Source organism: Streptomyces sp. NPDC041784 (assembly GCF_055591025.1).
Genome location: NZ_JBVJAB010000002.1, coordinates 387484 through 400294, shown reverse-complemented (window position 1 = coordinate 400294; position 12811 = coordinate 387484). Strand labels below are relative to the sequence as shown.

Annotated in this window: 8 protein-coding genes and 2 pseudogenes; 4 read left to right on the top strand and 6 right to left on the bottom strand. The window is 72.9% G+C overall.

Annotated elements, in window-relative coordinates; all coding sequences use genetic code 11:
• Positions 1–42 precede the first annotated feature (42 nt).
• The 3 genes from sucB to ACZ6D7_RS05460 form a co-directional block, all read right to left on the bottom strand.
• Positions 43–1821, bottom strand: a complete 1779-nt coding sequence (gene sucB, locus ACZ6D7_RS05470; RefSeq protein ID WP_469483792.1) for a 2-oxoglutarate dehydrogenase, E2 component, dihydrolipoamide succinyltransferase — start codon at positions 1819–1821, stop codon at positions 43–45.
• Between the two features lie 60 nt (positions 1822–1881).
• On the bottom strand, positions 1882–3270 hold the full coding sequence (lpdA, locus tag ACZ6D7_RS05465) for a dihydrolipoyl dehydrogenase (RefSeq protein WP_469483790.1): 1389 nt from the start codon (positions 3268–3270) through the stop codon (positions 1882–1884).
• Between the two features lie 306 nt (positions 3271–3576).
• Entirely contained in the window at positions 3577–5103 is a 1527-nt protein-coding gene (locus ACZ6D7_RS05460; protein WP_469483787.1) for a leucyl aminopeptidase, read from the bottom strand.
• A gap of 375 nt (positions 5104–5478) precedes the next feature.
• Between ACZ6D7_RS05460 and ACZ6D7_RS05455 the strand changes: the two genes are divergently transcribed.
• From ACZ6D7_RS05455 to ACZ6D7_RS05445, 3 genes and pseudogenes are all read left to right on the top strand, one after another.
• Complete coding sequence (locus ACZ6D7_RS05455; RefSeq protein WP_469483784.1) at positions 5479–7512, top strand: hypothetical protein; 2034 nt, start codon at positions 5479–5481, stop codon at positions 7510–7512.
• 120 nt (positions 7513–7632) lie between these two features.
• Positions 7633–7851: pseudogene (locus ACZ6D7_RS05450) on the top strand (DUF3492 domain-containing protein); the annotation flags it as partial.
• Positions 7791–8696: a hypothetical protein gene (locus ACZ6D7_RS05445; protein ID WP_469484587.1), complete on the top strand. Its 906-nt coding sequence runs from the start codon at positions 7791–7793 to the stop codon at positions 8694–8696. The pseudogene ACZ6D7_RS05450 and the gene ACZ6D7_RS05445, both read left to right, overlap by 61 nt.
• A gap of 30 nt (positions 8697–8726) precedes the next feature.
• Here ACZ6D7_RS05445 and ACZ6D7_RS05440 read toward each other — a convergent pair whose 3' ends face one another.
• Positions 8727–9512 (bottom strand): adenosylcobinamide-GDP ribazoletransferase, encoded by a 786-nt coding sequence (locus ACZ6D7_RS05440; RefSeq protein WP_469483782.1) that lies wholly within the window; start codon positions 9510–9512, stop codon positions 8727–8729.
• A 67-nt stretch (positions 9513–9579) separates the two neighbouring features.
• Here ACZ6D7_RS05440 and ACZ6D7_RS05435 point away from each other — a divergent pair, with 67 nt between their 5' ends.
• Entirely contained in the window at positions 9580–10344 is a 765-nt protein-coding gene (locus ACZ6D7_RS05435) for a hypothetical protein (protein WP_469483779.1), read from the top strand.
• On the opposite strand, the gene ACZ6D7_RS05430 is transcribed toward ACZ6D7_RS05435, so the two are convergent.
• On the bottom strand, positions 10242–11000 hold the full coding sequence (locus ACZ6D7_RS05430; protein WP_469483776.1) for a hypothetical protein: 759 nt from the start codon (positions 10998–11000) through the stop codon (positions 10242–10244). The genes ACZ6D7_RS05435 and ACZ6D7_RS05430 overlap by 103 nt on opposite strands.
• A pseudogene (locus ACZ6D7_RS05425) lies at positions 10997–12732 on the bottom strand (phosphatidylglycerol lysyltransferase domain-containing protein). Before ACZ6D7_RS05425 ends, ACZ6D7_RS05430 begins: the two are co-directional and overlap by 4 nt.
• Positions 12733–12811: the final 79 nt, after the last annotated feature.

Sequence of the window (12811 nt, the reverse complement as noted above, 5' to 3'; positions counted from 1 at the left end):
CGGAAGTTCCGGACAGGGGCACCTGTTGGCTGAACCCGTGGGCTACAGGCCGAGCTCGACCTCGAACTCGCCCGCCTCAAGGATCGACTTCACCGCGGTCAGGTAACGGGCCGCGTCGGCGCCGTCGACCAGGCGGTGGTCGTAGGACAGGGTCAGGTACGTCATGTCGCGGACGCCGATGACCGTGCCCTCCTCCGTCTCGATGACGGCCGGGCGCTTGACCGTCGCACCGATGCCGAGGATCGCGACCTGGCCCGGCGGCACGATGATCGTGTCGAAGAGCGCACCGCGCGAACCGGTGTTGGAGATGGTGAAGGTCCCGCCGGACAGCTCGTCCGGGGTGATCTTGTTGCCGCGGACCTTGCCGGCCAGGTCGGCCGTGGCCTTGGCGATACCGGCGATGTTGAGGTCCCCGGCGCCCTTGATGACCGGGGTCATCAGACCCTTCTCCGAGTCCACCGCGATACCCACGTTCTCGGTGTCGAAGTAGGTGATCGTGCCCTCGGCCTCGTTGATCTTGGCGTTGATGACCGGGTGGGCCTTCAGCGCCTGGGCCGCCGCCTTCACGAAGAACGGCATCGGGGAGAGCTTGACGCCCTCACGGGCCGCGAAGGAGTCCTTCGCCTTGGCGCGCAGCCGCATCAGGCGCGTGACGTCGACCTCGACGACCGACGACAGCTGGGCCTGCTCGTGCAGCGCCTTGACCATGTTGTCGCCGATGACCTTGCGGATACGGGGCATCTTGACGGTCTGGCCGCGCAGCGGGGAGGCCTCCAGCGTGGGGGCCTTCTTCGCGGCGGGGGCGGCGGCGGCCGGAGCCGGAGCGGCGGCGGCCGCCTTCGCGGCCTCGGCGGCGGCGATGACGTCCTGCTTGCGGATCCGGCCGCCGACGCCGGTGCCCTTGACGGAGCCCAGGTCGACGCCGTTCTCGGCGGCGAGCTTGCGCACCAGCGGGGTGACGTAGGCACCCTCGTCGGTGTCCTGCGCGGCGGGCGAGGAGGCGACCGGAGCCGGAGCCACGGGAGCCGGAGCCACCGGCGCGGGGGCCGGAGCGGCCGGAGCCGGGGCGGCGGCGACCGGGGCGGGCGCGGGAGCCGGGACGGGCGCCGGGGCGGCCGGAGCCACCGGAGCGGGGGCCGGGGCAGCGGCGGCGGGCGCCGGAGCCGGAGCGGCGGGCGCCGGAGCCGCGGCCGGAGCCGCACCCGGGGCGCCGATGACGGCGAGCTTGGCGCCGACCTCGGCGGTCTCGTCCTCACCGACGGTGATCTCGAGCAGCACACCGGAGGTGGGCGCCGGGATCTCGGTGTCGACCTTGTCGGTCGAGACCTCGAGCAGCGGCTCGTCGGCCTCGACGCTGTCGCCGACCGACTTCAGCCAGCGGGTGACGGTGCCCTCGGTGACGGACTCGCCGAGCGCGGGCAGGACCACGTCCGTGCCGGACGCGCCGCCGGCGGGGGCGGCAGCGGGGGCCTCGGCGGCGGGCGCCGGGGCGGCCGGGGCCTCGGCCACGGGGGCCGGGGCGGCGGGCGCCGGAGCCGCGGCGGGCTCGGCGGCGGGGGCCGGGGCGGCGGCGGGCGCGCCCGTGCCGTCGTCGATGACGGCCAGCTCGGCGCCGACCTCGACGGTCTCGTCCTCGGCGACCTTGATGGAGGCCAGGATGCCGGCGGCGGGGGAGGGGATCTCGGTGTCGACCTTGTCGGTCGACACCTCGAGCAGCGGCTCGTCGGCCTCTACGCGTTCACCCTCGGCCTTCAGCCAGCGGGTGACAGTGCCCTCGGTGACGCTCTCGCCGAGCGCCGGAAGGGTTACGGAAACCGCCATGGTTTCGGTTGCTCCTTACGAGTTGCGGAAGTCTGTGTCGTCGCTTCGTCGACCGAGGGGTCAGTCGTGCGAGTGCAGCGGCTTGCCCGCCAGGGCCAGGTGGGCCTCGCCGAGCGCCTCGCTCTGCGTCGGGTGGGCGTGGATGAGCTGGGCGACCTCGGCCGGCAGCGCCTCCCAGTTGTAGATCAGCTGGGCCTCGCCGACCTGCTCGCCCATGCGGTCGCCGACCATGTGGACGCCGACCACGGCACCGTCCTTGACCTGGACGAGCTTGATCTCGCCCGAGGTGTTCAGGATCTTGCTCTTGCCGTTGCCCGCCAGGTTGTACTTCAGAGCGACGACCTTGTCCGCGCCGTAGATCTCCTTGGCCTTGGCCTCGGTGATGCCCACGGAGGCGACCTCGGGGTGGCAGTAGGTCACCCGCGGGACACCGTCGTAGTCGATCGGGACGGTCTTCAGACCGGCCAGACGCTCCGCCACCAGGATGCCCTCGGCGAAGCCGACGTGCGCGAGCTGGAGGGTCGGGACCAGGTCACCGACGGCGGAGATGGTGGGGACGTTGGTGCGCATGTACTCGTCGACCAGGACATAGCCGCGGTCCATCGCGACGCCCTGCTCCTCGTAGCCGAGACCGGCGGAGACGGGCCCGCGGCCCACCGCGACCAGCAGGATCTCGGCCTCGAACTCCTTGCCGTCGGCCAGGGTGACCTTGACGCCGTCGGCGGTGTACTCGGCCTTCGAGAAGAAGGTGCCCAGGTTGAACTTGATGCCGCGCTTGCGGAACGCGCGCTCGAGAAGCTTGGAGCTGTTCTCGTCCTCGACCGGGACGAGGTGCTTCAGGCCCTCGATGACGGTGACGTCCGCGCCGAAGGACTTCCACGCCGAGGCGAACTCGACGCCGATGACACCGCCGCCCAGGATGATCGCGGACTTCGGCACGCGGTCCAGGACGAGGGCGTGGTCGGAGGAGATGATCCGGTTGCCGTCGATCTCCAGGCCCGGCAGCGACTTCGGCACGGAGCCGGTCGCCAGCAGGACGTGGCGGCCCTGGATCCGCTGCCCGTTCACGTCGACGGAGGTCGGGGAGGACAGTCGGCCCTCACCCTCGATGTACGTCACCTTGCGGGAGGCGACAAGACCCTGGAGCCCCTTGTACAGGCCGGAGATCACGCCGTCCTTGTACTTGTGGACCCCGGCGATGTCGATGCCCTCGAAGGTGGCCTTGACGCCGAACTGCGCGCTCTCGCGGGCCTGGTCGGCGATCTCGCCCGCGTGCAGCAGGGCCTTGGTGGGGATGCAACCCCGGTGCAGGCAGGTGCCGCCGACCTTGTCCTTCTCGATCAGGGCGACGTCCAGGCCCAGCTGCGCCCCGCGCAGGGCCGCGGCGTAACCGCCACTACCACCGCCGAGGATCACTAGGTCGAAAACGGTGCTGGCGTCGTTCGCCACGTCACGTCCTCCATGCATGTGCGCCGTGCGCCCGGTCGTCGCTGACCGGTCGGCGGCTGGTGTCCGGCCGCTCTTTCTTCGGCCCTGTGGTGGGGGCCCTGTCCTGCCGAGCCCCATCCTCGCACTTGTCGGAGGCCGACGAGACACGGGGCCGGGGTGTGAGACGTCCCACGTTCAGATGAGCGGCCCGGAAGGGGCGCCGGGCCGGACCCATACGCGGCTGCGCCGCGTGGGCGCGAACAGCCCACGCGGCGCAGCCGCACATGACGGAATGGACCGAGTTGTCAGGCGAACCTCAGACCGGCGTCAGCCGAGGTCACCCGCGGCGGTCAGCTCGGCGAGGCGAACCAGCGTCCGCACCGCCGACCCCGTACCGCCCTTCGGCGTGTACCCGAAGGGACCGCCCTCGTTGAACGCCGGCCCCGCGATGTCGAGGTGCGCCCAGGTGATCCCCTCGCCCACGAACTCCCGCAGGAAGAGCCCGGCCACCAGCCCGCCGCCCATCCGCTCACCCATGTTCGCGATGTCGGCGACGGTGGAGTCCATCCCCTTGCGCAGGTGCTCCGGCAGCGGCATCGGCCACGCCGGCTCCCCGACCTCCTCGGCGGCCTCGAACACGGCCGTACGGAACGCCTCGTCGTTGGCCATGACCCCGAAGGTCCGGCTGCCCAGCGCCAGCATCATCGCGCCGGTCAGCGTCGCCACGTCGACGATCGCGTCCGGCTTCTCCTGGGAGGCGGCCCACAGCGCGTCGGCCAGCACCAGGCGGCCCTCGGCGTCGGTGTTGAGCACCTCCACCGTCTTGCCGCTGTACATGCGCAGCACGTCACCCGGGCGGGTGGCGGAGCCGGACGGCATGTTCTCGGCGAGCGCCAGCCAGCCGGTGACATTGACCTCCAGGCCGAGCCGCGCGGCGGCGACGACCGCGGCGAACACGGCGGCGGCGCCGCTCATGTCGCACTTCATCGTCTCGTTGTGCCCGGCCGGCTTCAGCGAGATGCCGCCCGAGTCGTAGGTGATGCCCTTGCCGACGAAGGCGAGGTGCTTGTCCGCCTTGGACGAGGTGTACGACAGCTTGACCAGGCGCGGGGCCGCCGCCGAGCCGGAGCCGACGCCCAGGATGCCGCCGTAGCCGCCCTTGGCGAGCGCCTTCTCGTCGAGCACCTGCACCTTGATGCCGTGCTCCTTGGCCGCGGTCTGCGCGAGGGCGGCGAAGGCGGCCGGGTCGAGGTCGTTCGGCGGCATGTTGATCAGGTCGCGGGCGCGGTTGAGCTCCTCGCCGACGGCGGCGGCACGGGCGAGCGCGGCCTTGTGGGCGGCGTCGCGCGGCTTCCCGCCGAGCAGGGCGGCCTCGGCGAGCGGCGCCTTGCCGTTCTTCGCCTTGGGGTCCTTGGCGCTCTCCTTGTAGGTGTCGAAGGAGTACGCGCCGAGCACCACGCCCTCGGCCACGGCGCCGATGTCACCGGCGTCCGTCAGGGGCAGGGCGAAGGCGGCCTTCTTGGAGCCGGTGAGGGTGCGCGCGGCCACACCGGCCGCCCTGCGCAGCGCCTCGGCGTCGAAGGAGGCGTCCTTCTCGGGCTCCGCGCCGAGCCCCACCGCCAGCACGAGCGGTGCCTTGAAGCCGGCCGGGGCGGGCAGCTTCGTCACCTCTCCCTCGGCGCCGGAGGCCCCGAGGGTTTCCAGGACGCCGGCCAGCCGGCCGTCGTACGCCTGATCGACGGCTTCGGCGCCCGGGGCGACGACCGGGCCCTTCGCGCCCTTGGCGACACCGATCACGATCGCGTCGGCCCGCAGGCCGGGCGCCGCGGCGGTGCTGAGAGTGAGAGCAGTCACGGTGGTGAAATCTCGCTTCCGATGTGGAGTTGCTGTGGCCGGAATGTGGTGGGTCGACCGGGCCCGACAGCCGACCCTAGATCCGGGCCGGACGAGCGGTCGCCACCGGGGTCGGCCCCACCGGCGCGGCGAACCGATGTGACGAACCCCGCAACGAGCGTACGCGTGCCTGCGCGTTCGCTCATGCACGCGAGTGTTCACCCCTCGGTGGCGTCGTAGCCACTTCTCGACCTTCACACTCCATGACCTGAGTCACACTCGTCGCGGTCGGGCGAGGAGATCACCTCGCCACTTCGCAACATTTCACGGATCCTCCGCCCCCACGGCACAGCCATGCCCGCGCGCGGAGATCCATTTCTGGGGGAGGAACACACCATGGCGCACCATGCGCGCAGATGGCGGAACGCCACGAACGCCGCCGCCTTCGTGGCCGCCGCGGGGCTGACGGCGCTGAGTCTGGGGGCGGCACCCGGCGCGTCGGCCGCGGCGACACCGCGGATCGATCTGAGGGTCCTGGTGGTGGACAACGGGGACAGCCCCGTACGGGCGATCACCGCCCAGCTCAGGAGCACCGGCATCCCGTACACGACGATCGACCTGAACGACGCGAACCGGCCGACCGTCACCGCGGCCTTCCTCGCGGACACCGTGGGCGGTACCCCGCGGGCGAAGTTCCAGGGCGTCGTACTGCCCAACGAGGCACCGTTCGGGGCCGGTTCGGCCGAGCAGAGCGCGCTGGAGGCCTACGAGCGGACCTACGGCATCCCGCAGGTCGACGCCTACACCTGGGCGCACCCGGAGGTCGGCCTGGAGTACGCCACGTACAACGGCTCGCTCGACGGACAGCAGGCGTCCGTGACCACGGCCGGCCGGGCGGGCTGGTTCGGCTACCTCGACGGCGGCCTCACCTTCGAGGACAACTCGCCCACGATCGGCGAGAGCTACGGCTACCTGGCCGCACCCCGCGCCGGGTTCACCAGCTATGTCGACGCCCCCGCGCCGGGCGGCGGCGGCACCGGCAGCCTGGTCGGCGAGTACGCCCACGACGGCCGCCGCGAGCTGGTGGTGACGTTCGCCTACAACGAGTACCAGCAGCAGTTCCGGCTGCTCGCCCGGGGCATCGTCGAGTGGCTCACCCAGGGCGTCCACCTGGGCCAGGCGCGCAACTACTTCGCGGTCCACGTGGACGACGTGTTCGCCCCCGACGCCCGCTGGGACGCCGAACGCAACTGCACGCCCGGCGACATCGACTGCGTGGGCGGCGGCGAGGAGGGCGCCCCGATCCGGATGACGGCCGACGACGCGGCCTACGCCGCCCAGTGGCAGCAGGAGCACGGCTTCACCATGGACATGGTGTACAACGCCGGCGCCGGGGAGGAGTGGAAGGCCGAGAACGGCGGCACCGACCCGATGGCCGACCGGCTCGTCGCCGACAAGGCCAAGTACCGCTGGATCAACCACACCTACACGCACCCGTTCCTGGGCTGCGTCCAGGACACCTCCACCGTGCCGTGGAGCTGCGCCAAGAACGCCGACGGCTCGACGCGGTACATGAGCCGCGCCGAGATCTCCGCGCAGATCCGCGACAACAACAACTGGGCCGCCGCCAAGGGCCTGCCGGTCGACCGCACCGAGCTGGTCACCGGCGAGCACTCCGGCCTGAAGACGCTGCCGCAGCAGCCGAACGACAACCCCAACCTGGCCGGCGCGCTCGCCGACAACGGCGTCAAGTGGATCGCCTCGGACAACTCGCGCGAGCCCGAGCAGCGCCCGGTGGGCAAGGCCCTGACCGTGCCGCGCTATCCGATGAACGTGTACTACAACACGGGCACCGAGGCCGAGATGGCCGACGAGTACAACTGGATCTACACGTCCCAGGCCGACGGCGGCAGCGGTGTCTGCGAGACCAACGCGGCCTCCACCTGCCTGTCCGAGCCGCTGGACCCGGCCACCGGGTACGACGAGTACATCGTCCCGCAGGAGGCCCGCACCGACCTGGGGCACGCCATCAGCAACGACCCGCGGCCGCACTACGCCCACCAGTCCAACCTGGCGGAGGACCGGCTGCTGTACCCGGTGATGGAGAAGGTGCTGGGCGACTACAAGGCGCTCTTCGCCGACAACACCCCGCTGGAGAACCTCCGCCAGTCCGCCATCGGCACCGAACTCCAGCGCCGCGCCGCCTGGCAGGCCGCCGTCGCCAACAACAAAGTGACCGCGTACCGGATCGGCACCACCGTCACCGTCACCGCGCCGTCCGGGACGCAGATCCCGGTCACCGCCCCGGAGGGGACGAGGAAGCAGAACCTCATCGGCGCAGGGGTGTTCGGCACGCCGTACGCCGGCGCCCGCTCGGCCTGGGCCACTCCGGGCACGCTGCAGTCGTCACTCACGCTCAAGCTGCCGTAAGCGGCAAACGCCCCAAGGGGCGCGGGGAACTGCGCGACCAGCCACGACGGACCCGCAGCCGGGTCCCGGTCCGCGGTTCCCCCACAACATCCGCAAAAACAGGGGGGAAGCGGCGCAGCCATGCGCACGGGCCGTCACGTCACCATACTCACCGAAGGCACCTATCCACTCGTCCACGGCGGGGTCAGCACCTGGTGCGACCAGCTGGTCAAGGGCATGCCCGAGGTCGACTTCCACATCGTCTCGCTCTCCGGCAGTGTCTCCTTTTCGGGGCCCCGGTGGGCGCCCTGCTCGGCGCGCTCACCGCACTGGCCGTCGCCGGGACGGCGAGCGCGCCCGCCGTGGCTTTCGCCGTCGGCCAGTCCTGCTACCTCGGCGCCTCCACCACCCTGCTGGTCCTGGGCCGTGAACGCGCCCTGCTGGCCGCCCTGGCACCGATGACGGCGGGTGCCCTCGCCGCGATGGTCCACCCGCTTCCCCAGGCGGCGAGCCTCGTGCTGCTGCTGGGCTCGCTGGCGGCGGTGCTGCTCCTCGGCCTGTGGGAGGTGGCGTCCGCGCTGCCGGGACCGGGCACCCTCCGCGCCCCCGGCACGCCGGGCCCCCGGCCCGCCGCCTCCGTCCCGTACGCCCTGTTCGGCCTCGGCACCGGCGCCCTGGTGCTGTACGCGGCCCTCGGGGACGTCCTGGCGGGCGAGGAGCACAGCGCGACGGCCGCGCCCGCCGCCGTCGCGCTCACGCTCAGCATGGGACCCGCCGAATGGCTGCTGTACCGCTTCCGCAGCGGCAGCCTGGCCGGACTGCGCGCCACCGGCACCGCGAGCGCCTTCCGGCGGGCGACGCTGCGCACGGGTGCCGAGTGCCTCGCCGCCTACCTGCTCGCCCTGCTGTCCCTCGGCCTGATCGCCACGGCCCTGTGGCCGCACGCCCCCGGCCTGAGCGCCGTACGCCTCGCCGATCTGCTCCTGCTCGGCGTGGTCCTGTGGACGGGGCTGCTGCTCCAGTCCTTCGGCGCGGTCCTGGGCACGGCCGTCGTCTGCTGCGCGGCCGCCCTCGCCCAGACGTTCGCCCTGCTCACCCACCTGGCCGACCCGCACGGCGTGGCCCTCACGGTGTACGCCACGGCGGCCGTCGTCCAGGCCCTGCTGGTCCGCACCCGGCTGGGCAGGGCGACGGCCCACCGGTGAACCGGGGCGGTCCGCCGAACCGGGGAGCCGTCAGCTCCCCAGCACCGACACGACCAGCGCGGTCGTCGCCGCCGTCTCCGCCAGTCCGCCGAACACGTCCCCGGTGACCCCGCCGAAGCGGCGCGTGCAGTGGCGCAGGAGGAGTTCGGCGGCGCCGAGCGCGACGACGACCGCCACGGCCGTACGGACGGCACCCTCCGCGCCCAGCAGCCCGCCCCAGGCCGCCGCGGCGGCGACGCACCCGGCCGCCACGGCCAGCGCGCCCGGCACCGGCACCACCCCGGCGACCGCCGCGCCCAGCCCCTCCGGCCGGGCCGGCGGCACCCCGGCACGGGCGGCCAGGGTGAGCGCGAGACGCGCCGCGACCGCCGAGGCGACGGCCGCGACCGCGCCCCGCGTCCAGGAGTCGTCGAAGAGCTGTGCCAGCGCGGCCACCTGGGCGAGCAGCACGAACACCAGGGTGAGCACGCCGAACGGGCCGATGTCCGACTGCTTCATGATCCGCAGCGCGTCCTCGGCGGGCTTGCCGCTGCCCAGACCGTCCGCGGTGTCCGCCAGCCCGTCCAGGTGCAGACCCCGGGTGAGGACGGCGGGTACCGCGGCGCAGGCCACGGCGGCCAGGAGCGGACCGGCGCCCAGGAACAGCAGCAGCAGACCGAGCCCGGCCGCGGCGCCGCCCACGACCAGCCCCACCACCGGCGCGGCCAGCATCCCGCCGCGCGCCGCCGCACGGTCCCAGCGGGTCACCTCCACCGGGAGCACGGTGAGCGTGCCGAAGGCGAATCGAAGGCCGTCGAGCGGCGGAGTCCTGGACACCGCGGAAGAGTAGCCCGGACGCCCCACCGGCCGGGCGGCCCACCCCGTCCCCCGGAAGACTGGGGCCATGGGCCAGTGGCTTCAGCGCAACATCGTCGAACCGGGCAAGCTCCCGCTGCTCCTCGCCCTGACCGCGTTCGTGCTCACGTTCCTCATCACCCGGGTCATCACCCGGCTCATCCGGGCGGGCAAGGGGCCCTTCGGCAACGTCAGTTCCGGCGGGGTGCACATCCACCACGTGGTCCCCGGGGTCGTGCTGACCGTCACCGGCGGCTTCGGCGCGGTGGCGAGCGGACAGCGCGGCTTCGGCGCGGCCGCCTTCGCCGTGGTCTTCGGCATCGGCACGGGCCTGGTCCTGGACGAGTTCGCGCTGATCCTGCACCTCGACGACGTGTACTGGTCGGAGGAGGGGCGCAAGAGCGTGGAGGCCGTGGTGCTGACGGCGGCGCTGGTGGGGCTGCTGCTGGTGGGGGCCGCGCCGTTCGGCGTCAACGACCTGAGCGACGACGAACTCCAGGACCGGGGGAGCGTCATCTCGACCGTCGTGGTCAACTTCCTGTTCTCGCTGGCCGTGCTGACCAAGGGCAAGCTGTGGACGGCGGTCTTCAGCGTCTTCGTGCCGTTCCTGGGTCTGATCGGGCTGATCCGGCTGGCCCGGCCCGGCTCGCCCTGGGCCCGGCGGTTCTACCGGCGGCGGCCGCGGGCGCGGGCGCGCTCGGTGTTGCGGGCCTACCGCCACGACCGGCGGTGGCTGAGGCCCCGGCGGACGGTGGGGGACTGGCTCGGCGGCAAGACGGACGCGGAACTCACCGCGTCCGCCGACCGTCGCTGACACCCCGGTGCCCGCACCCCTGCCCGCCCCCGTGCCCGCAGGACCCCGCACAGCACCGCCGCCGCCGCGATCGCCGCCAGGTGCTCCTTGCCCGCCAGGTTCGGCTTGACCAGGACCTCCACGATCATCGCGAGGACCACCGCCGCCGCCGTCGCGTACGCGCGGTGGCGCCCGCCCAGGAACACCGCCAGGCCCACCACGGCGGCGGACGGGCCGGTGTCGACGACCTGGGCGTCGGAGGCGGGCAGCGCGCCGAGATGGAGGGCCACGCGCGCGTACAGCGTCCCGGCGAGGGTGGCGAGGTACGCCACGGCGAGGGTGCGCCACCGGCCCAGGCAGATCTCCGCGATGCCGAACACCAGCAGGATCTGCGCCAGCGCGCCCCAGACGGGCAGGTCGAGGGCGGGCACGAAGAGCGACAGCGGGGTGCGCAGCAGGGCGAGCCAGAGGGGGTCACCGGCGCGTACGGCGCCCAGGTCCTGGACCGGCCGGTAGCCCCAGGGCTGGTTCTGCGCCACCTGTACGGCCGCCGTCAGGCACACCGCCCCGAGGGTCATCGGGACCGCCCGCCACCGCCGCTTCGCCAGGGGAGTGCGGACGGCCTCGTACAGCGGGCCCCATTCGGCGCGGGCCCAGCGGGCGAGCCGGTGTCTCATGGTCGGGTCTCCAGATGCTTGCGGTCGGGCCGCCACGTCGGCAGCCCCGGTCCCGTGGGCCGTGCCGTCCCAGGAACCCCTCCGCCCGGGCCGACGCGACGCCGATGCGGGGCAGGTCCGCGCTCTTCTCGAAGAGCAGGAACCTCGGCTCCCAGACGGGCCGGTACTTGGCGTTGGCCCGGTACAGCGACTCGATCTGCCACCAGCGTGAGAAGAGGCTGAGCAGCGACCGCCACAGCCTCAGCACCGGTCCGGCGCCAAGACGAGCGCCCCGTTCGAAGACCGACCGGAACATCGCGAAGTTCAGTGAGACCTGCGTGATCCCGATCTCCTCGGCCCGCCGCAGCAGATCGATGACCATGAACTCGATCAGCCCGTTGTCGGAGTCCCGGTCCCGCCGCATCAGGTCCAGCGACAGCCCGTGCGGCCCCCACGGCACGAAGGAGAGCAGCGCCCTGAGCCGGCCGTCGGCGTCCGCGCACTCGACCATCACGCACCGGCCGTCCCGCGCGTCCCCGAGCCGCCCCAGGGCCATGCTGAAGCCCCGCTCGGTGGCCCCCTCCCGCCAGTCGTCGGCGCGCCGCACGAGGGACGCCATCTCCTCGGCCGGGATGTCCTCGTGCCGCCGCACCCGCACGGTGTATCCGGCCCGCCGCACCCGGTTGTACGCCTGGCGCGCGGTCCGCATGGCCCGCCCCTCCAGGGTGAACTCGGCGACCTCGACGATCGCCTCGTCGCCGAGTTCGAGGGCGTCCAGGCCGTGGCGCGCGTACACGGTCCCGGCCTCCTCGCCGGCGCCCATCACCGCCGGGATCCAGCCGTGCGCCCGGGCCTCGGCGAGCCACGGCGCGATCGCCCCCGGCCAGGCCTCCGGGTCCCCGAGCGGATCCCCGGACGCCAGGGAGACCCCGCCGACGACCCGGTAGGCGACGGCCGCCTTCCCGGTCGGCGACCAGCACACGCTCTTCTCCCGGCGCAGTGCGAAGTAGCCCAGCGAGTCCCGCTCGCCGTGCCGGTCGAGCAGTTCCCGCAGCCGCTTCTCGTCGTCGTCGGTCAGCGGGTCGACGGCCCGCCGGGAGCGGAAGGCGGCATACAGGACGGCGAGGACGAGGACCGTGCTCAGCACGTTGACGGCGACGTCGACCCAGGTGGGCGGGGCGATCCCGGCGACCGGGTGGTCCTCGGCGGCGACGGAGACCAGCCGGAGCGTGCCGTAGCGCCAGCGGTCGAGGAAGGTGGAGGGGGCGGCCGACCGGTCGGTGACCGTCACCAGCAGCGCGGCGAGCAGCGAGGCGCCCAGCAGCCCGCCGGTCCCGACGGTCGCGGCGAGCCTGGGGTTGGACCGGTCGCCCTTCGCGTAGAACTCCCGCCGCCCGGCGAGCAGCGCGCCCACGAAGACGGCGGTCAGGCCGAGCGAGACCCAGTTCTGCGGCTGCCGCCGGATCTCCGGGAACACCATCGCGAGGGCCAGCAGCGCCAGGAAGGCCCCGCTCAGGCCGAGGTTGAGGATCCACGCGGCCCGCTTGCGCCGCCGCATGGTTACGGCCAGGAACGCGGTGAACACCCCGGAGGCGAAGCCGGCCGTCAGCAGATACGGCGTGAAGAGGTTCTCCTGGTTGTGCCGCCGCACGTCCTGCCCCAGCGAAACCCACACCGCGCTGAGGAAGTTGACGAAGGCCACGGCACGCAGGTACCAGACGGCGACGGAGGAGGCGACCCGGGCTTGTCCCATGAGCGGCGATGATATGGGCGCACTTCACCCAAACCGCTCTTTTTTGCCCCGCCTGTCCTCTTGGTCTCCTCGGCCCTCT

What these genes read in the sequence shown, in the direction of transcription:
- ACZ6D7_RS05435 (WP_469483779.1), top strand. Translation starts at nt 9,580, where the DNA reads ATGGGCCAGTGGCTTCAGCGCAACATCGTCGAACCGGGCAAGCTCCCG.
- ACZ6D7_RS05455 (WP_469483784.1), top strand. Translation starts at nt 5,479, where the DNA reads ATGGCGCACCATGCGCGCAGATGGCGGAACGCCACGAACGCCGCCGCC.
- ACZ6D7_RS05430 (WP_469483776.1), bottom strand. Translation starts at nt 11,000, where the DNA reads ATGAGACACCGGCTCGCCCGCTGGGCCCGCGCCGAATGGGGCCCGCTG.
- sucB (WP_469483792.1), bottom strand. Translation starts at nt 1,821, where the DNA reads ATGGCGGTTTCCGTAACCCTTCCGGCGCTCGGCGAGAGCGTCACCGAG.